The sequence below is a fragment of the Maridesulfovibrio sp. genome, assembly GCF_963678865.1.
Classification (GTDB): domain Bacteria; phylum Desulfobacterota; class Desulfovibrionia; order Desulfovibrionales; family Desulfovibrionaceae; genus Maridesulfovibrio.
Genome location: NZ_OY787459.1, coordinates 577,379 through 596,803 on the forward strand (window position 1 = coordinate 577,379; position 19,425 = coordinate 596,803).

General features: G+C 47.5%; 17 protein-coding genes. 5 read left to right on the forward strand and 12 right to left on the reverse strand.

Annotation, left to right across the window (positions count from 1 at the left end):
* Nucleotides 1–7: 7 nt before the first annotated feature.
* Both ACKU41_RS02535 and ACKU41_RS02540 read right to left on the reverse strand, forming a co-directional pair.
* Complete coding sequence (locus tag ACKU41_RS02535; protein ID WP_321403937.1) at nucleotides 8–661, reverse strand: response regulator transcription factor; 654 nt, start codon at nucleotides 659–661, stop codon at nucleotides 8–10.
* Complete coding sequence (locus ACKU41_RS02540; protein WP_321403938.1) at nucleotides 654–2,717, reverse strand: GAF domain-containing sensor histidine kinase; 2,064 nt, start codon at nucleotides 2,715–2,717, stop codon at nucleotides 654–656. Before ACKU41_RS02540 ends, ACKU41_RS02535 begins: the two co-directional genes overlap by 8 nt.
* 177 nt (nucleotides 2,718–2,894) lie before the next feature.
* Between ACKU41_RS02540 and ACKU41_RS02545 the strand changes: the two genes are divergently transcribed.
* Nucleotides 2,895–3,599 carry an SDR family oxidoreductase gene (locus ACKU41_RS02545; RefSeq protein WP_321403940.1) on the forward strand — a complete coding sequence of 235 codons (705 nt, stop codon included), beginning with the start codon at nucleotides 2,895–2,897 and terminating at the stop codon, nucleotides 3,597–3,599.
* A 44-nt stretch (nucleotides 3,600–3,643) separates the two neighbouring features.
* Here ACKU41_RS02545 and ACKU41_RS02550 read toward each other — a convergent pair whose 3' ends face one another.
* From ACKU41_RS02550 to uvrB, 5 genes are all read right to left on the reverse strand, one after another.
* Nucleotides 3,644–4,675: a metallophosphoesterase gene (locus ACKU41_RS02550; protein ID WP_321403942.1), complete on the reverse strand. Its 1,032-nt coding sequence runs from the start codon at nucleotides 4,673–4,675 to the stop codon at nucleotides 3,644–3,646.
* A gap of 231 nt (nucleotides 4,676–4,906) precedes the next feature.
* Nucleotides 4,907–5,683 (reverse strand): 4-hydroxy-tetrahydrodipicolinate reductase, encoded by a 777-nt coding sequence (dapB, locus tag ACKU41_RS02555; protein WP_321403943.1) that lies wholly within the window; start codon nucleotides 5,681–5,683, stop codon nucleotides 4,907–4,909.
* 225 nt (nucleotides 5,684–5,908) lie between these two features.
* The gene (locus ACKU41_RS02560; RefSeq protein WP_321403945.1) at nucleotides 5,909–7,753 is read right to left on the reverse strand and encodes a BRCT domain-containing protein; all 1,845 of its coding nucleotides are present in this window, start codon (nucleotides 7,751–7,753) and stop codon (nucleotides 5,909–5,911) included.
* 213 nt (nucleotides 7,754–7,966) lie between these two features.
* Nucleotides 7,967–9,004, reverse strand: a complete 1,038-nt coding sequence (locus tag ACKU41_RS02565; RefSeq protein ID WP_319779642.1) for a potassium channel protein — start codon at nucleotides 9,002–9,004, stop codon at nucleotides 7,967–7,969.
* Nucleotides 9,005–9,040: 36 nt separating this feature from the next.
* The gene (gene uvrB, locus ACKU41_RS02570; RefSeq protein ID WP_321403947.1) at nucleotides 9,041–11,047 is read right to left on the reverse strand and encodes an excinuclease ABC subunit UvrB; all 2,007 of its coding nucleotides are present in this window, start codon (nucleotides 11,045–11,047) and stop codon (nucleotides 9,041–9,043) included.
* A 100-nt stretch (nucleotides 11,048–11,147) separates the two neighbouring features.
* On the opposite strand from uvrB, the gene ACKU41_RS02575 reads away from it, so the two are divergent.
* Both ACKU41_RS02575 and ACKU41_RS02580 read left to right on the forward strand, forming a co-directional pair.
* Nucleotides 11,148–11,645: a hypothetical protein gene (locus ACKU41_RS02575; protein ID WP_321403949.1), complete on the forward strand. Its 498-nt coding sequence runs from the start codon at nucleotides 11,148–11,150 to the stop codon at nucleotides 11,643–11,645.
* A 494-nt stretch (nucleotides 11,646–12,139) separates the two neighbouring features.
* Nucleotides 12,140–13,219, forward strand: coding sequence for a hypothetical protein (locus ACKU41_RS02580; protein WP_321403950.1), 1,080 nt, complete (start codon nucleotides 12,140–12,142; stop codon nucleotides 13,217–13,219).
* Between the two features lie 78 nt (nucleotides 13,220–13,297).
* Here the strand turns inward: ACKU41_RS02580 and aat are convergent, their stop codons facing one another.
* The 4 genes from aat to ACKU41_RS02600 form a co-directional block, all read right to left on the reverse strand.
* Nucleotides 13,298–14,020: a leucyl/phenylalanyl-tRNA--protein transferase gene (gene aat / locus ACKU41_RS02585; protein WP_321403951.1), complete on the reverse strand. Its 723-nt coding sequence runs from the start codon at nucleotides 14,018–14,020 to the stop codon at nucleotides 13,298–13,300.
* Between the two features lie 171 nt (nucleotides 14,021–14,191).
* Nucleotides 14,192–16,501 (reverse strand): ATP-dependent Clp protease ATP-binding subunit ClpA, encoded by a 2,310-nt coding sequence (clpA, locus tag ACKU41_RS02590; protein WP_321403953.1) that lies wholly within the window; start codon nucleotides 16,499–16,501, stop codon nucleotides 14,192–14,194.
* A 1-nt stretch (nucleotide 16,502) separates the two neighbouring features.
* Complete coding sequence (gene clpS / locus ACKU41_RS02595; protein WP_319779648.1) at nucleotides 16,503–16,811, reverse strand: ATP-dependent Clp protease adapter ClpS; 309 nt, start codon at nucleotides 16,809–16,811, stop codon at nucleotides 16,503–16,505.
* A gap of 127 nt (nucleotides 16,812–16,938) precedes the next feature.
* Nucleotides 16,939–17,514, reverse strand: a complete 576-nt coding sequence (locus ACKU41_RS02600; RefSeq protein ID WP_321403955.1) for a class IV adenylate cyclase — start codon at nucleotides 17,512–17,514, stop codon at nucleotides 16,939–16,941.
* Nucleotides 17,515–17,580: 66 nt separating this feature from the next.
* Between ACKU41_RS02600 and crcB the strand changes: the two genes are divergently transcribed.
* Both crcB and ACKU41_RS02610 read left to right on the forward strand, forming a co-directional pair.
* Nucleotides 17,581–17,961 (forward strand): fluoride efflux transporter CrcB, encoded by a 381-nt coding sequence (gene crcB, locus ACKU41_RS02605; protein WP_321403957.1) that lies wholly within the window; start codon nucleotides 17,581–17,583, stop codon nucleotides 17,959–17,961.
* 33 nt (nucleotides 17,962–17,994) lie between these two features.
* Nucleotides 17,995–18,342, forward strand: coding sequence for a DUF190 domain-containing protein (locus tag ACKU41_RS02610; RefSeq protein WP_319779652.1), 348 nt, complete (start codon nucleotides 17,995–17,997; stop codon nucleotides 18,340–18,342).
* A 9-nt stretch (nucleotides 18,343–18,351) separates the two neighbouring features.
* Here ACKU41_RS02610 and ACKU41_RS02615 read toward each other — a convergent pair whose 3' ends face one another.
* Nucleotides 18,352–19,422 carry a chemotaxis response regulator protein-glutamate methylesterase gene (locus ACKU41_RS02615; protein WP_319779654.1) on the reverse strand — a complete coding sequence of 357 codons (1,071 nt, stop codon included), beginning with the start codon at nucleotides 19,420–19,422 and terminating at the stop codon, nucleotides 18,352–18,354.
* Nucleotides 19,423–19,425: the final 3 nt, after the last annotated feature.

Consider the following 19,425-nt stretch of genomic DNA (forward strand, 5'->3'; position numbering starts at 1 on the left):
CATTGCGCTAAAGCGATGCGATTCCCTCGCGCAAGGCATAAAGTGTTGCCTCTACGCGATTGGCCAGATGCAGCTTGGAAAGGATACTGGTCATATGGGTTCGCACAGTTGCTTCGCTGACAAACATTTCCTCGGCAATAAGTTTATTACTCTTACCTTTTGCGACCAGCTTGAGCGTGTCCAGTTCACGTGGTGTCAGAGGGTCCGGAGTGGGAGTGGCGGCATCTTCACCGGGCAGGGAAAGTTCAGAAAGAACCTTGCGTGCAATATCCGGGGCAAGGGAAGGTTCACCGCGAAACACCCGGCGGATGGCTTCCAGCAATTCATCCGGAGTGGAGTCCTTGAGCAGATACCCCATGGCTCCGGCCTTGATTGCCGGAAAAAGTTTGTCGTCAGTAGCAAAGCTGGTCAAGGCAATAATCCGCCCGGAAAGCTTGCGGTCACGTATCTCACGGATGGCCTGAATACCGTCCATTACCGGCATCAACATGTCCATAAGGATAACATCCGGTGAAAGCTCAGCGGCCTTTTCCACTGCTTCCTGACCGTTGGAGGCCTCGCCGACCACCTTTATATCATCAAAACTGCCCAGAAAACTACGCACGCCGATACGTACGATATCATGGTCGTCAACCAACAAAACCCTGATCAAATCACTCATCTCCGCCTCCGATTTCTTCTACGACTTTCACTGTCAGCACAGTACCTTTTCCGGGTTCACTGTTTATTTTGAGATCAGCATTGATACGCTCTGACCGTTCACGTATTCCGCGTAACCCCATACCGCCCGTAGGCAAAGCTGCCGGATCAAAACCTTGACCGTCATCAATAATCTGTAGAATTGTCTCGCCTTCGGCAAAATCAACCTGAACAGTAACGGATTCCGCCTTGGAGTGCTTGGTAGAATTATTCAAGGCCTCAATGGCGATACGGAAAAGCTCTTCCTCTACCCGCAAAGGCAGACGTCTTTCATCTCCTTCCACAAAAAGATCCGCTTCTAGGCCGGAACGGATTTCAACAGAATTCAAACGAGCCTGAATAGCCCCCACAAGACCTTCACTCTCCATCTCCGGAGGGTGCAGGTCGAAAATAAGGGAACGCATGTCGCGCATACCCTGCTGAGCCATGCCCTGCAAAGCTTTGAGCTGTTCGATTGCGGCCTTATCTTTGCCGGATTCAAGGGAACGCACGGCAGCATCGGAACAAAAAGTAATCGCATAAAGAGCCTGTGTAACAGAATCATGCAGCTCACGAGCCAGCCTCTGGCGCTCACCCTGTACAACCAGCTTTTCACTCTGCTCAAACATACGGCTGTTACGCAGGGCAAGAACCGCCTGCGCTGCGAACATTTCCATAATACGCTTGTCCGCGCGATCAAACCCGCCGCTCTTATTGGAAACCATGAGCAGCCCAAGCTTCTTATGACCTTCCAGCAAAGGAACAATTATGAGGGTGCGTATTTCATTGCTGCGCTCTGCTTCAGGTATTTCGCTTTGGGCATCACGTACGATTGTGGTTTCAGCTCTTTTAAAAACATTACCGTAAAAACTATTATCCACCGGATAGAAATCCATGGGACATCTGGGCGAACCGGAATAACAGACACAATGGAGTGAATCTCCCTCCAGAAGCATAAGAGCACTTCCCATCCCGTTTACAATCGTCCGGGCTTCATCGGCAATTAGACCGAGAACACTGCCGTTCTTGCCTTCAGGACTCTCAAGAAGGACATTCGCGACCCGGCGCAGACTTTCACTCTCCATAAGCTGGCGTTTGGTCTGACGTGCAGCAGCCGCACTCTCGATAGCTACAGCTACGGTATTCAGTATACCGCCTATAAGCTCAGTAGTAGCATCATCAAAAGTGAATCCGGGCTGATCGGAAGAAACGAGCGCCACGCCGACCATGCGTCCGCTATTGGTAATATGAAAAAGAGAGGCACTGCCGGAACGCACAGCAGCAGGAAGGATATCCGCAAAAGACCGGCTGGCTTTGTTCGAAGAACAGAACCCGTAACTCTTGCCGTCAACTCCGCTGAGGCTGTTGCCGGAGGGACAAAGGCGTAAGCCCTGCAAAGCACTTTGGCACTCCTTAGATCCATAGCCGAATCCGGCACAGGGAGCGAGACCGCCAGTCTCAGGATCAACCAGAAAAATAGTACAACACCCCTCACCTACAGTTCCGGCCAGAACCTCGGCCAGTCGGCTTAAAACCTCATCCGGGTCAAGGGCGCTGGTTACAGTTCGCGAAGCTTCCAGCAGCAACTTGTTGCGAACATGTTCGGCATTCAATCGGGACAGGAGCATACTGGAATAACGGTCCGTGGTAAGGCTGAGAACTTTACGGTAAAAAATCTCCAGCTCTTCCAGATACTCAAAATACTCAGCCTGATCTGTATAGAAATTCTGACCGGCAATAATACAAGCCTGCTTGCCGAGCATGGTTCCTTCAACCACGTCACGGATACCCACGCCCCGATCAAGCTTGATCGAAGCACAGCTTTTAAAATAATTTTCCAATGGAACAAGATCACCACGGGTAAAGCATTCAAAAATCATGGACGCTCCCCCCCCGGCTATGCGTTTACGCTCTTCAGAATTTATCGCTCCGTACCAGCGCGGCTGATACTCAAGCAGTAAAGCGGCATACATCCCTGAGACTGCATTTATATTTTCCAGCAGGTATGTGCCGATTTCTTTTAATTTTTCATTTTTCATATTATTATCCGAACCATTCAATAAAAAGTAAACTCACACTTGAATCTAATAAATTTTTTTAGCACACCCGAGACTGGATACGAATCAGACAAAAAGATGAACCCATTAATTGCAATTTCTTTTAAAATTAAATAATTACCTAAAACCTAAAGTAACACTTTAAAAAAGAAACCCTTCATGAAAAATAAAACTGTCCTGATAACCGGAGGCAATAAAGGAATCGGCCTTGAACTGACAGAGATGTTCATCGCGGACGGCGCAGATGTAATCGTTGCAGCCCGCGACTTCTCAAGCTTTAAGTTCAATGATCACCCGCAGGTACGCACAGAAGTCTTCGACTTTGCTAACGTGGCGGACATCCCGGATTTCATCAGCAGTCTGCCTGCAATAGATGTGTTGATCAACAATGCCGGGGTGATGTTCGCGACTCCGTATGATGAATACACAGCTGAGAGCGTGGATCAAATCCTCAAAATCAATATTGAGGCTCCGGTGACATTGATCACCGCAGTATCCAAATCCATGAAAGACCGAAAGTACGGACGTATTGTAAACAACGCATCTATAGCCGGTCAAATAGGACATCCCGACATCTGGTACGGGATAACCAAAGCCGGGGTCATCAACATGACCAAAAGCTTTGCCAAGCTCCTCGGACCGCATGGAATCGTAATCAATGCCGTTGCCCCCGGACCTATAGCAACAGACATGCTGCACACCATCCCCCAAGCCAGAAAGGATGCAATCAAGGCCGCCGTCTATACAGGTCGCTTCGGTAATCCGGAAGAAGTAGCCGCAGCCATGCACTGGCTGGCAACAGACTGCCCGGAATACATTAATGGAACCTGCATTGATATAAATAACGGCTCCTTTCCAAGATAAGCAAAAAAACGGGGAGATTTTTTAATCTCCCCGCATTGCTCCACCTAAATTCTGACCTTCATCAGCACCACTTCCGGTCTGGATGTTGTTCTGAGCGGCGGTCCCCAGGTGCCGACGCCGCAACTAATATAGTACTGGGTTTCTCCTTTTTGATACGTCCCGTACTCTTGCTCATAAAGCTTCTTCACAACCAGATTGAACGGAAAAAGCTGCCCGTTATGGGTATGTCCTGAGACCTGCAAAGCTACATTGTTCTGCTCAGCCTCATCAAGTCGATGCGGAGTATGGTCCATTAGAATAATAGGCAGGCTGTTTCCCTCAGGGATCACATTCTTCAGCGCAAACCGGGGGCCACCACTGCGCAGATTGGCAAAATCATTTCTCCCGACCAGCAAAAACTTATCATCCACAATGGAAGAACTGTCCCCCAAGACCTTAACACCCTGCTTTTCCAGCATACGCCGGGACCAACTGTTACCAAGGTAATATTCGTGATTTCCCAGCACCGCAAATTTGCCCAGTGGAGCCTTGATAAGTGCCAGCTCATCAGCAGCACCGCTCAATTCACTGTCATGGTCATCCAGAATATCCCCTACCATCAGCACAAGATCGGGATTCAGGGAATTGACCATGTTAACAATTGCCCCCACACGGTCACGGGTCATAAGCTTTCCGGCATGCAGGTCGGAAAACATGACAACCCGGAACTCTTTGGCTCCCTTAGCTCCTTTGGAAAGATCAAAAGCAACTTCCTTCACGACCGGAGAGGTTGCATTGATATACCCGCCAACAGTCATCGCAATGGATATCAGGCAAAGCACAGCAAAAATTTTCAGTCTCGGAACCCTGATCCCGTCACCGAGCAATTTTATGCCCCAGCGGATGGGTTCAAAGCACAGCCCTACCGGAACCATACAAGCAATGATAGCCGCCCAACTATAGCCAGCCCCCTGCATAAGAATCTTTACCAGATAGGGCAAAGATTCAGGGAAAAAAATAGTTACAGGAAGCACTAGGGTCATAACATCCGTTGAAAGCAGCACCCCGCGCTTGATCTTGGGATTATCAACCAGCAATCTACATATCCAAAGCCGGATATACAGGTAAAAAACAATATAAGTGATTGTTGCTCTTGTATAAAATGACATATTCAACCTGACCGGTTTGGTCTTTTAATATTAGACTGGCTGTACTTTATACTAAGGGCCGACGCCTGTAAAAACATCAGACCAAACTCGTAATAATCGCAATAAAAAAGGCTGCACCGGAATGATGCAGCCTTTGAAGATCAGCTATTCTCAAAAAAACTAGAATACGTCAGCCATATTATAAAGCTTACCGGGCTTCTGGTCTTTGAGCCAACGTGCTGCACGGAGAGCACCTTGTGCAAAGGTCTCACGGGAATGAGCGCGGTGGGTTACTTCAATACGTTCACCGGGTCCGAGAAAATAAGCAGTATGATCACCTACAACATCACCGCCGCGCACAGCCATTACACCAAGCTCATCCTTTGTTCTTGCGCCGACAATTCCGTCACGGGAATGCTTTTTAACTTCATCATAAACAAGACCGCGTGCTTCAGCCATGCATGCAGCGAGCTTAAGCGCGGTACCGCTGGGGGAATCCACCTTTTTATTATGATGGATTTCAGTCATTTCCATATCATAAGCAGGGCCGAGCATGCGCACCAGTTCAGGCAGAATCTTAAGCAAAACATTAACACCGACACTCATGTTCGGGGCAAGAAAGACAGGCACCTTCTTGGCGAATTCTTCCACCTGTGCCAGTTCTTCATTAGTCATGCCAGTAGTGCCTATAACGACCGGGTTGCCGGTTACAGCAGCTGTTTCCAGAAGTTTCAGGGTTGCTGCCGGGGAAGTAAAATCCACCACGACCGCACCGGGAACCTTAGTCAGCACTTCTGCGGCATCGGTGCCGCAAACACAGCCAAGAGAATCAAGACCTTCTTCGCAGCCGGAACGCTCCATGACTGCTGCAAGTTTAAGATCATCACTCTGCTGTACACAGCGAACCAGTGTGTCACCCATGCGGCCTTTCGCACCGATAATTACTACATCTGTCATATTAGCTCCTTGAAATTTGATGCGCTTCGCGCTTTTTATGTACGGATTATGTCTCCGGCGGTTGTGGAAGGGAAAACTCTTGCAAGAGTTTTCCCCTCCACAGACCCCATCCCCTTCAGAACCTTTTAGTTTGCTTCGCATATAGCACACTAAAATAATCTTCAATATATGAAAGGCAAAAACTTAAATAAAGAATTTAAGCCACCGGAGACATTAAATTTTGCGTTACTCAGCGTTCACTATATCCATAAACTCGACTTCAGTCATGATCTCAACGCCCTTTGCCTGAGCAGATTCAATCTTTTTGGATCCGACTTTACTGCCACAGACGAGAAAATCAGTCTTCCCGGAAACTGAAGTCTGGACTTTTGCGCCCAGACGTCTGGCCATGGCCTGCATGTCTTCACGGCTGCCCTGCTCCATCTTTCCGGTAAAAACTATACCCTTTCCGCTAATGGGACTTTCCAAACTTTCCGTATCGGCAACTAATGGAGTCCTGCGCAGGTTGAAGTCGAACTCCAGCATGTGCAGGATAGTTTCCTTGATCGCCGCGATTCCTTCGGTCACCGAATGACTGGTAATATCGCCAAAGCCGTGCAGCTCAATGAGTTGCTCTTGTTTAACGTTAACCACGTCCTCCAGTTTGAAATACCCGAGCAGCTTGCGGCTGTCCGCTTTACCCAGATCAGGGATACCGAATGCAGCCAGAAAACGCCAATCATCAGTTTCCTTGGTCTTACTGATATAAATGGCCTCCGCAAGATTCGCGGACTGAACCGGACCGAACCCCAACTTCTGAAAATCATCTTCCGCCATAGTGTAAACCGATTCAAGGGAATTATACCCGGCCTTGACCAGTTTGGAGATGGTTTTCTTGCCAAACCAGTCTGCATTGCCCAATGTCTTGAACCAGTACTCAAGCCGCTGTTCTACACGGGCCGGACAGCTGAAATCAGGACATTTCAGAAAATCATTCTGCCAGAAAAGTTCCGCGCCGCAGGAAGGACATTCAGCAGGCAACTCCACATCCTGTGCGGGCTTGATAACTTCTTCAAGCTTGGGAATAACTTCGCCGCTGCGGATAATCCGGATAGTAGCACCGATGCCGATGGACTGGTCACGCAACATCCCGGCATTATGGGCAGTAACATTACGGATAGTCGCGCCGGATACAGACACGGGCTTAACCTCCATAACCGGGGTTACCGCACCCATACGGCCAACCTGCCAACGAATTCCCTCAACTTCTGTTACCGCCGATTCGCCTTTCTTTTTAATTGCAATCTGCCAGCGGTAATGGTGGGCAGTGGCTCCAAGACGTTCCTGAAGCGCAGTGTCTGTCACCTCGGCAACCATGCCGTCCAAGGGATAATCAGTAGCCGCCCAGAGTTCGTCCGTAATTTCCCAGACCCGGCTGACCAATTCTGCTCCGTCCACCATTTTCTTCGGTAAAGTACTGTAAGGAACGAAACGCACAGCCTCATCCTGCAAAGCCTGCTTGGCAGCTTCATTCACCTTATCCGAAGTAATGATACCGACAACCATGTTGCGCGGATGCTCAAAGGAATCAGCAAGATGTTCAGTAAAATATTCCTGACTGCAGACAATTTCGCCCACACCCTGTGCCCGTCCGCCAACAGCGACCACACCCTTGGCAAAGGCACTGGAAATTTCATAGCCTACTTCACCGTTACCGCGGGTGGCAAAAACCTTACCGTCATCACGGGCAGCCAGACCATCCAGCTTCGGCGTAATCCGGTAGCTCACATTTTTGATGCCCATAGCTTTCGCTTCCTTTTCCACACGGGAAACAAACCGCTCAAGCTCTTCAGTGGTGTAAGCTTTCTCGGTAGATAGCATAGGCCTTGGGTGGCGCACCTCAACCTTTTCGCTGAAACTTTCAGGCTCTACATTGCTCAAAAACCGGTTTTCAGGATCAAGGTCACGCAGCTGCTCAGTCAACTCATCATAGCGGGCATCACTGATGGTAGGCATACCGCGACGGTAAGCTTCATTATGCTTCTCAAGAAGCGCAACTAACTCTTTAATTTCTTTGTTTTTACTTTTCACAGTTACTTATTATTTTGATGCGCTACGCGCTTTTATTGGTGAAGATGCCTCCGGCGGCTCTCCGAGAGCTTAACCACTTTTTGTAAAAAGGAGTTAAGAATCCCAAAAACTTTTGCTGAGACTTCGCCGTTTTTTATTCGAAGATCGTCATAGTAAGCCACTTGCAAAGCATACTAAATGGTTTTGAAGGGATGAGGTCTGGGGAAGGCATCCCTACAAAATTTTACTGATAGCGGAAAGGTCGGAAATTTTGCCTACGGTAAGCAGGGTATCCCCCGCTTCGATGACTTCTTTCGGTCCGGGATTAAAGACCATTTCACCGCTTCCTTTGCGGATGGCGATGATAATCAGATTGAAACGGGGACGAATCTTGGATTCAATCAGGTCCATGCCGACCAGCTCGGAAGAATCGGTAACGAAAAGCTCTTCCATCTGCAAGTCGATTTTACCGCGCATGGCAATATCCAAAAAGTTTGTGACTGTAGGCCGCAATACGGACTGGGCCATGCGTATTCCGCCGATTGTATGAGGCAACACAACCCGGTTTGCCCCGGCAAACTCAAGCCGGGAAATGCTGGTTGTGTCATTACCACGGGCAATAATATTCAAATTTACATTGGACTGACGGGCAATCAGAGTCACATATACATTGGCCGCTTCATCTGAAAGAGCGGCAATAAGAGTCTTGGCACTATCAATACCGGCCAGCTTTAGGGTTTCATCGCTGGTGGCATCGCCTTCGACACAGGCAATTCCGGCAATTTCCATCTGGGTGATAAGATCAGGATTGTTTTCAATAACAACCACATCCAATCCTTCATCCATGACTTCCCCGGTAACGATGGCACCGATACGCCCATAACCGCAGACAATAATATGATTCTTGAGTTTTCCGATTGTTTTCTGCATCCTGCGTCTCCCTAGAATTGTCTGCAACCGCCCTTCCACCAGCAACTGGGAAAAGGCACCGATCAAATATGCAAAACCACCCACACCGCCGAGGATCAGGAAGGACGTAAACAGCCTGCCGTCATCCGACAAAGGCAGAACTTCCATAAACCCCACAGTGGAAAGGGTGATCACAACCATGTAGAAGCTGTTTAAAAAATTCCAGCCCTCAAGCCACATGTAGCCGATAATGCCGCCGAAAAAAACAAGCGTCATGTAAATGAAACCGGCGATGAGTCCCCAGAACATTCCGAATTCCCGCCTCAAGCGGAGCAGCCTAACAAACAGGGATTTGGATTTCATTCCTGACAGTCCAAGTTGATAGTTAACCGGCAGAGATTATCCAAGACTGAGAATCTTCTCCCGCAAATTTTGAATCCGGTCACGCAACTCGGCAGCTTTTTCAAACTCAAGTTCTGCTGCATATTTACGCATATCCTTTTCAAGTTTGCGTACTTCTTTTTCCATTTTTGCAGGATCAAGTCCATACTCGGCCACGTCTTCAGCCGCGATTTTGACTTCGCTGCCCGACCAGTTGTCAGAATACAATGTTCCCAGCATATTATCCAGTGATTTAGCGATAGTCTGGGGCACGATGCCGTGCTCCTCGTTATGCTCAATCTGCTTGGCCCGGCGGCGGTAGGTCTCGTCAATAGCCGTGCGCATGGATTTGGTAACATTGTCCGCATAAAGGATAACCCTTCCTTCAGAGTTTCGGGCCGCACGCCCGAAGGTCTGAATCAATGAACGGGTGGAGCGCAGAAAGCCTTCCTTATCCGCATCAAGGATAGCAACAAGGGAAACTTCCGGGATATCAAGACCTTCACGCAAAAGGTTAATACCCACGAGGGCCACAAATTCCCCGGCGCGCAAAGACTGAATAATCGCCATGCGTTCCATGGTATCAATATCCGAGTGCAGATATTTGGCCTCCACACCCATCTGATTAAAATAATCGGTCAGGTCTTCAGCCATACGCTTGGTCAAAGTGGTGATCAATACCCGCTCACCACGCTTCTCACGTTCCTTGCATTCGGCCAGCAGATCGTCCATTTGCCCCTTGACCGGGCGAACTTCAATCTCGGGATCAAGCAATCCGGTGGGCCGAATAATCTGTTCGACCACCAGGCCTTGCGCCCGTTCCATTTCCCATGGCCCGGGAGTCGCGGAAACATAGACGGCCTGCCCTATTTTATCAAGAAATTCTTCAAAAGATAACGGCCTGTTATCCAGCGCAGAAGGCAGCCTGAAACCGAAGTTGACCAGCGTTGTTTTACGCGAACGGTCGCCATTATACATAGCACCCACCTGCGGAACGGCAATATGCGATTCATCCATAAACAGCAGAAAATCATCAGGAAAATAATGGATAAGAGTTGCCGGAGGCTCACCTTCCTTACGTCCATCCAAATGGCGGGAATAATTTTCAATTCCGTTGCAGTAACCGATTTCTTCGATCATCTCCAGATCATACATGGTGCGCTGCTCAATTCGCTGCGCCTCTATCAGCTTGTTATCTTTTTTGTACGCGGTCAAAGTTTCAGTCAGCTCATTGCGGATGTCCTCACGCGCACGCTCAAGGTTATCCTGATCCGATACAAAGTGACTGGCCGGATAAATTACCGTCTTGCGTCTTCGTCCTGTGACTTCACCGGTCAGGGGATCGGTCTCAAGGATGGAATCAATTTCATCACCGAAGAATTCAATACGCAGGGCCTGCTCTCGGCTGTAAGCAGGAATAATCTCAATTACATCGCCTCGCACCCGAAAAGTTCCGCGGTGAAAATCGTAATCGTTACGCTCGTACTGCACTTCCACCAGCCGGTCCATAAGCTTTTCCATGGACATTTCCTGTCCCTCTTCTACCGGGATGATCATCTTAGCGTAGAATTCAGGAGAGCCGAGACCGTAAATGCAGGAAACAGAAGCCACGATAATAACATCCCTGCGGGTCAGCAAAGCATGGGTGGCCGAATGCCGGAGTTTATCAATATCATCGTTAATGGATGAATCTTTTTCAATATAAGTATCTGAATGCGGCAGATAGGCTTCCGGCTGGTAGTAATCGTAATAGCTGACAAAATATTCAACCGCATTATGGGGGAACAACGCCTTGAATTCATTAAAAAGCTGGGCGGCCAGAGTTTTGTTGGGCGCCATCACCAATGTGGGGCGGTTCAACTCTTTAATCACGTTGGCCATGGCAAAAGTCTTACCCGTACCTGTTGCCCCGAGCAGGATCTGATCCCGCACACCGTGCCTGATATTTTCAACCAGTTGTTTCACCGCTTCAGGCTGGTCGCCTTTAAGCGTATAATCACTGACAAGCTCAAAATTGTTCGCCATTATACAGGGTTCCCGACTTGTGCTGTTAAATTAAAATAGTTATGTAAAAAAGATAAACAAGCTGACAAGCTAATTAAAACATTCATTTTGCGAGGTAGCAATGATTCCTATAATCCAGGTTGAAAATAGAGAAATCCCCAGTCCACGAGGATACGCTGTATCCATGGTAATCAAGAGTTTTAAAGGTCGTCGTGACGTTGAAGTGCATCTTTTCCGCCCCGAATGGGATGAAGCGGACGAAGCAGAAATTAAGTGGGATAATCTTTTCGGCAGCCCTGCCACCCTTGATGCCATTCCCAATGAAAAAAATGACCGCAAGATCATTCTTGAATCCTTCACTCTGGAAGAACGCGATCAGGTTGTTGAATATCTTAAGGAGCATTACTCTTCAAGGCTGGAATCCATCTTTTCCACCCCCATGGAATTTCCTGTTCCGGCCGGCCTGCCCCCGCTTTCATCCATAACCGAAGGCAAAGACATAGGACTGATCAAGTTTGAAAAGGTTCCACATTTCAACCTGTCTTTCGCCCTGCGCGGACTCTACAATCTTGGCGCTCATCGTCCGTTGGTTGAAACACGCGAGAATGATGACAACTAGCCTTGCTTCCAACTATATTTTTAATCAAACCGGTTGAAAAAGGGCAGCCCAATATGCTGCCGGGTTTGCCGACAAATATAAATATCAACACACCGTTGAGAAAGCGATTGATGCAAGGTACCCACAAAACCGCTGGAACGAGAGTAGTCAACCATACACAAGTGCCAGCGGTTTTCACAACAACGCCGCAAATGTGCTCCGGAGCTACCCGAACTGATTACTGATTTAGTTCTTCCGGCGCAACCTTTGCTTCCGGGCCAAAAACTTCACCTTGTTTCAACTGATATATTCTCAGGCATAAAGAAATATTTTCTCCGGGTGTGATGAATCACGTTTTGAATAAAATTTTCAAAGTAGATAAAATGAAAAAGCTGACAAATCTTGCAATAATCATATGCAGCCTGCTGGTGGGCTTTCTTCTCATAGATATTTTCTTCTTCAAATCCTTAATTTCGTTATTGCCATTAAACAGGATTGTTTACCTGGAAAGACCTATGCGGGTTTTAGCCTCCAGTTCCAAGGACAATCTGATCCCCAAAACTCCATACATGGCAATTGTCGGGGATTCCTACGCAAAAGGAAATGGGGATTGGTTTCTGGAAGTTGATAAGTCGGAACTTCCCCCGCCACCGTATCAGGCAGCCCACCTTCTGCATGAAATATTCAACGTAGATGTATTACCCATCGGAAGAGCCGGCGGTGATTTTTTACGGACCTACACATCTGATCTGCCCAACCAAATTGATTATATAAATAGTATGTGGCTCTACAGTATGCCTGAGCCGGATATGATATTATTTTATTATTATGCTGGGAATGACTTCGAAGACATTATACACAGAATGGGAAGAAATGCCTACGGAAGTTATGATAAAGACAAGCTGTATGATGAAAAATATTTTCAAGGCTGGATTGATAAATTTTCAGAGAATGATAGAACCTACTTCCCGTTGGTGAACTTTACTTCTGTTGCATACATCGGCAAAGTTACAGCAGACTACCTTGATAAGGCTAAAGATTCTGTTGTAGCTAACTTCGGGGACACAACGGCAGTACCGGATAAAGTAGACTGGTCAAAAGTAAATGTTGTTGAATTTAATGGTCACCCCACTCAGGTAGGGAAACCCATGCAAAATTTTTCATTAGGATTGACTGATGAGGAATTTAAATTCGGTTTCTACATGCTTGACCAGTCATTAGCCTATGTCTGTAAAAAATACCCTCACGCCAAGAAAGCCCTGGTATATATTCCTTCTATGATGGATTGTTATACCTTTGTCTCGCCGCTGGTAATGTCCGAAAAAACGGTTACTGCTGCCGAATGCCGTGAAAACGAGCTTTATATGGAAAAAGAAGTCGGCAACATCGCTGAAAAACATGGACTTCTCTATATAGACACCTCTCCCGGACTCCGCAAAGAAGCTAAAAAAGGGTTTCTGCATGGGCCCATGGATTTTGCTCACTTAAATAAGAAGGGCTACCATATCTTCGCTGACATTATTGCCCACAAACTTCTGCAGGCCGGATGGTTTACCAAGATGAACAAGGTGTCCTATCTGGACGAAAACAAATAAAATCAATTTCCGTAAGATTTAAAGAAGTTAGAACAAAAAAGCGGAGGATTTATGATGAATCCTCCGCTTTAATACATCCTAGCTTAAAATTTTTGTTATCATCTCATACTCCCCTTCCATAAACTCCCATCGACCTCGCAGGGCCGGAAATTCCAAGGACTCATCCAGTCTTTCCAGAAAGTATTCCCGGCTGACTTCTTCAGCACCAAGAGATTTGAGATGATCAGTGGGTTGCTGGCAATCCACAAAATGGAATTCGCGATTTTTCAACCATTGGACGATGTAAGAAAATCCTACCTTCGAGGCATCAGGCTCAAGAAAAAACATGGATTCACCGGAAAAAAACTTACCTAGCGAGACGCCATACAGGCCACCTGCAAGACGTCCCTCCCGGTTCCATACTTCCACGCTATGTGCAAAACCGAGTTTGTGCAGTTTAACATAAGCCTCAATCATTTCAGGCAAAATCCATGTCCCGGCCTGACCTGGACGAAATTTACGAGCACAGTTGGAAATTACATTTTCAAAAGCGCGATCAAAGGTAACCGTATATTCTTTTTTCCTGATCTTACGTCTGACCCGGCGGGAAATATGCAACTTATCAAATTTAAGTATCAAACGAGGATCAAGCGACCACCACAAAATTGGCGAACGTTCATCGTACCACGGAAAAATCCCCGAAGCATAAGCTGAAAGCAACCGCTCTGGACTTAAATCTCCACCAACCGCAAGCAGACCATCCGGCTCCGCTTCATCGGGGTGGGGAAAAATGGGGTCTTCTATCAGTCTGTAAACAACCATAATAATCCTTTGGTATTCGGGCTATCCTCTATAATAAACGATTATTATAATTTGGCAATAGAGTTTGACTTATTATATTGTGCCGCATTTTTATAATCTTCAAAAAAAGAAAAGGAGAAGCCCGAGATGCTTCTCCCTTTAAATTTAACTTATCAATTCAGCTAAGTAATTTTAATTCTTTCCAACCGGCTTAAACTTAAAGCTGAGTTCTTCCTCTTCGCCCTTGCCCTTGGTGCTAACCGTAACTGTTCCGCCCTTAACCAGTCTGCCGAAAAGAATTTCATCAGCAATTTCATCCTTGATGGAAGTCTGGATCAGACGGGCCATGGGTCGTGCTCCGTAAGCAGGATCGTGCCCCTTTTCTGCCAACCAGTGGCGTGCCTTCTTATCAACTTCGATGGAGACCCTGTTTTCCAGAAGCTGGTCATTAAGCTCCTTAATAAACTTAACGACAATGGTTTCCATGACATCAATTTCAAGATGGTTGAAGGGCACAATAGCGTCCAGCCTGTTACGGAATTCAGGACTGAAGATCTTTTCCACGGCCTTGAGGGCACGATCTTTGTCCACTCCGCCCACGCTGGCAGAGCCGAAACCGATTCCGCCTCTGGTCATCTCACGGGCCCCGGCGTTGGAAGTCATAAGCAGCAGAACATGTCTGAAATCTGCCTTACGGCCGTTATTATCGGTAAGGGTTGCATAATCCATTACCTGTAAAAGAATGTTGAAGACATCCTCGTGAGCCTTTTCAATTTCATCAAAAAGAATAACGCAATGAGGATTCTTGCGAACACCTTCGGTAAGCAGACCGCCCTGATCAAAACCGACATACCCCGGAGGCGCACCTATAAGACGGGCCACCGCGTGTTTCTCCATGTATTCACTCATGTCAAAACGCATGAAATGAACGCCCATGGTAGAAGCCAGCTGTCTGGCCAGTTCAGTCTTACCTACCCCGGTGGGACCGGTAAGCAGAAAAGAACCGGTAGGTCTGCCGACCTGCTTCATACCCGCACGGGAACGCAGAATAGCCCGGGTAATGATATCCACAGCCTCGTCCTGTCCGAACACAACAGACTTGAGATTAATATCCAGTTCCTGCAAACGGGAACGGTCGGACATTGTAATCTGTCGAGTGGGAATACGGGCCATCTTGGAGATAACCTTTTCCACATCGGAAACAACAATACGGTTATCCTTACGCTTACGCTGGCTGAGATTGTAAAAAGCCCCGGCTTCATCAATGACATCAATGGCCTTATCAGGCAGAAAACGTTCGTTTATATGCCTTGCAGAAAGCTCCGCAGCAGCCTTGATAGCCGAAGGAGCATAAAACACATTGTGATGTTCTTCGTAATAAGGCTTAAGCCCCTTGAGGATTTCTATGGTTTCCTCAACTGTTGGTTCACTTATGTCAATTTTCTGAAACCTGCGGGAAAGAGCACGGTCCTTTTCAAAATGATTCTTGTATTCTTCATAAGTGGTGGCACCAATACAACGGACTTCGCCGGAAGCTAGAAACGGTTTCAAAATATTGGATGCATCCATGGAACCGCCGCTTACCGCCCCGGCCCCAACGATGGTATGGATTTCATCGACAAAAAGGATTGCCCCTTCCTTGTGCTTAAGCTGGGCCAGCACTCCCTTGAGCCGGGATTCAAAATCACCGCGATACTTGGTTCCGGCCAACAGCGCTCCCATATCAAGAGCAAAGACATCAGTATTCTTAAAAGATGCCGGGACATTTTCTTTGGCAATGGCAAGGGCAAGCCCCTCGGCCATAGCAGTCTTGCCGACACCGGGATCACCGACAAAAATAGGGTTGTTCTTGCGTCTGCGGGAAAGGACCTGCAGAGTACGCTCAACCTCAAGATCACGTCCGATGAGCGGATCAATCTTACCGTCCCGCGCACGCTGTGTAAGGTTGGAAGTGAATTCTTCCAGCGGGGACTTCTTATCGTCCTTGCCGCCGGAGGGCTTACCTTCAGGGGAAGAGCTGCCAGCTCCGTGCCGGGGATTGGGGCTGATGTCCAATCCATCGGCCCATCCGCTTTCGCTCATGGAATGTGAAATATATTCAAGAATATCAAGGCGCGAAATATCATGGGTCTTGAGGAAATAGACCGCATAGGAATCCTCCTCCTCAAACATGGCAGCAATCACATCACCGACCTCGACCACATCCTTTCCGGCGGCTTTCTTCTGCCAGATAGCCCTTTGCAGAACGCGTCTTACGCCCAGAGTCTGAATGACTTCAGTGTCAACACCCGAGGGCAGGGGTTCAAGATTTTCATCAAAAAAACGTTCCAGCTGACTGCGGAGCCTGGAGAGCTCTGCCCCGCACCCGGCAAGGATGTCCGCTCCCATCTCCTCCTGAAGGACCGCATAAAGCAGATGTTCAAGAGTAAGGAATTCGTGATTTCTGAGCCTGACTTCGTTAACCGCAGAAGTCAATGCCTGTTCTAATGCCTTGCTGAGCATACTAGACCTCTTCGATTGTGCATTTCAGCGGGTAGCCTGCCTGCTGCGCAAGCTGCTTGACCATCTCAACGCGTGTTTCAGCAACTTCTGCCGTATAAACTCCACACACCCCGACTCCGTCATTATGGACCCTGAGCATTATCTGCGTGGATTCCTCTTCTGTTTTCCTGAAAACCTGCATAAGCACGGCTACAACGAATTCCATGGAAGTATAATCATCATTGTGCAGCAGCACCCTGAACTTCCTGGGTTCTTTAAGCTCGTCCTCAAGCAGTACATCCGACTCAAAATTTTCTTTATATTCAGCCATATTTCTTAGTTTTTAAATATTTTTATGTTTGACTATACTTAACAATAAGAACAATTTCCCCACCTGTCGAGGAAGAATTAATAATTTTTAAGCTGGGAAAACATTTAATCTCTATAAAACTGTCAGGTTAAAGCAATTTCTTAACTTCATCAGCACTGAAGACAAAATTTTCATCCTGCTCAAGTCCGGCTTCATTTCTGTAGTCTCGATTCAACTCATGGTATGTTTTTTTACTTGCATCTTCGGAGTTTAGTCCAAGCAGATCGGCACAAGCCAGAATTTTGTCTTCCATTCCCTCAATTTCAATAAACGGGCCAAAAGGAAGAAGATCAAGACAAATGTGGCAGTCCGCAAACTTCCACTCTTCCCTTATTTTTTCATAACAGAAGACCGGCTCATACCCCAAAACCTGTAAAGCCGCCACAGTCTCATCAAAATTCGAAACCTCGGTTTCATGCTCAATATAGACCTTGGCCTTGCCCGACACAGGATCAGCAGGAATACGCTTGACGGTCATAGTCACATTTTCCGCCTGCCGTACCCGTAACAATGCCGATCTTTTAAAAAGAGTACGTCCCGGATCATCAAGCACAATGTTACGTTCATAATGTCTGGTCAGGTGTTTACCACCCAACTTTTCCATAATCCTCCGTGCCTTGCCGTGATCAGCATTCAGGTATTTCAATTCTATTTCAAGGGCCATTTTACTTTTCTCTCTCAGCTTGAAGTGCTACAAACAAAAAATAAACAAACGTTACAGAAGGATATCATGCATAAATATTTATATATCGCTGCAGGCGGAGCTGCCGGAAGCCTCTGCCGTTATCTGGCCTCAGGTGTGGTTCAAAAAATGGTCGACTCATCCTTTCCGGCAGGGACATTTGCAGTCAACATGATCGGATGCCTTTTATTCGGGCTGGTAAACGGTATATTTGAGGATCGCCTCGGCTTTCCACCTGAGATGCGACTCCTGATCCTGACCGGATTCATGGGAGCCTTTACCACTTTTTCCACCTACATGTTCGAATCAGCCAGTCTGGTCAAATCCGGACAATGGGCCATGACAGCAATGAATATAGGCGGCCAAAGCATTCTTGGTTTTTTCTGCATTATAGGCGGACTGGCACTGGGCAGACTGATCGTTTCCTGATTTTTAAAAATTCTATTACACGGAGAAGCTGATATGACTTTAACCGAAAAGGCTGTAAGACTCAAAATTTTCACCGGTGAGGAAAATCGGCTCAAACACCGCCCCCTCTATGAAGTAATTGTTGAAGAAGCCCGCAAACAGGGACTCGTCGGAGCATCTGTCTACAGGGGGGTTATGGGTTACGGAGCAAACAGTCAGGTTCGCACCACTTCGATTCTAAGGCTTTCAGAAGACCTGCCATTAATCATCGAAATCATTGATAAACCAGAAAAAGTAGAAAAAATGATTGAGTTCCTGGCTGAAAACATGACAGAAGGACTGGTCACCTCCGAAGAGGTGAACGTAGTCATTCATAAACATAATGAAGGTGAAAAACAGTAAGAATCAGTCTCAGCGGTTGCAAAGACTGACAACCGCCCCCGGGATGTTCTTAAGTGGCATAACCTTATCCACCCCGCCAAGCTTGATTGCCTCCTGCGGCATGCCGAAGACTACGCAGGAGGCTTCATCCTGCGCTATGCAATGAGTTCCTACATCGTGCATTTCTTTCATGCCCTTTGCTCCGTCATCACCCATTCCGGTCATGATAACCGCAACTGCATTCTTTCCGGCACTTGCAGCACCGGACCGAAAAAGCACATCGACAGATGGCCTATGGCGGCTGACCAGCGGACCGTCTTTAATCTCCACATAATAGCGGGCTCCGGAACGCTTGAGGAGCATGTGTTTATTACCCGGTGCGATCAAAGCCTGCCCTCTTAACATACTGTCTCCGTCCTGTGCCTCTTTTACTGTTATCCGGCAAATTGTATTCAGTCTTGAAGCAAATGCAGCCGTAAATTTCTCCGGCATATGCTGAACAATAGCTATCCCCGGACAATCAAGGGGCATACTTTGCAGAAAACTCTGAATAGCCTCGGTCCCACCGGTGGAGGCACCCACAAGAACCACCTTTTCAGTGGTCTGCAAAGTAGTAGTTCTGGGACGGGACTTCGGCAGAACCGCATCCGCGGTAAGCTTGGGCTGAACTGTCATGGGCCGTGCTGAAAGTTTGCTCGGCTTGGTCATGGCCGCAGCCTTGACTACATCGCAAACCCTGATGCTTGATTCATCAAAAAACTTCTTGGTACCGATTTTCGGTTTGGTAATCACATCAATGGCCCCGTATTCAATCGCCTTCATATACGCGTCGGACCCCTGCTCAGTAAGGGTGGAACAGATAACCACCGGAATGGGGTGCTGCGTCATCAATTTGCGCAAAAAGGTCAACCCGTCCATTTTGGGCATTTCAATATCGAGAGTAATCACATCAGGGACAATCCGTTTCATGATTTCCGCAGCAGCGAAAGGATCACCGGCACTGCCAATAACTTCTATGGAAGAATCAGTAGAAAAAAGCTGCTGCAATGCCTGACGAACCAATGCAGAATCGTCTACAATCAAAACCTTTGTCTTCTTCATTAC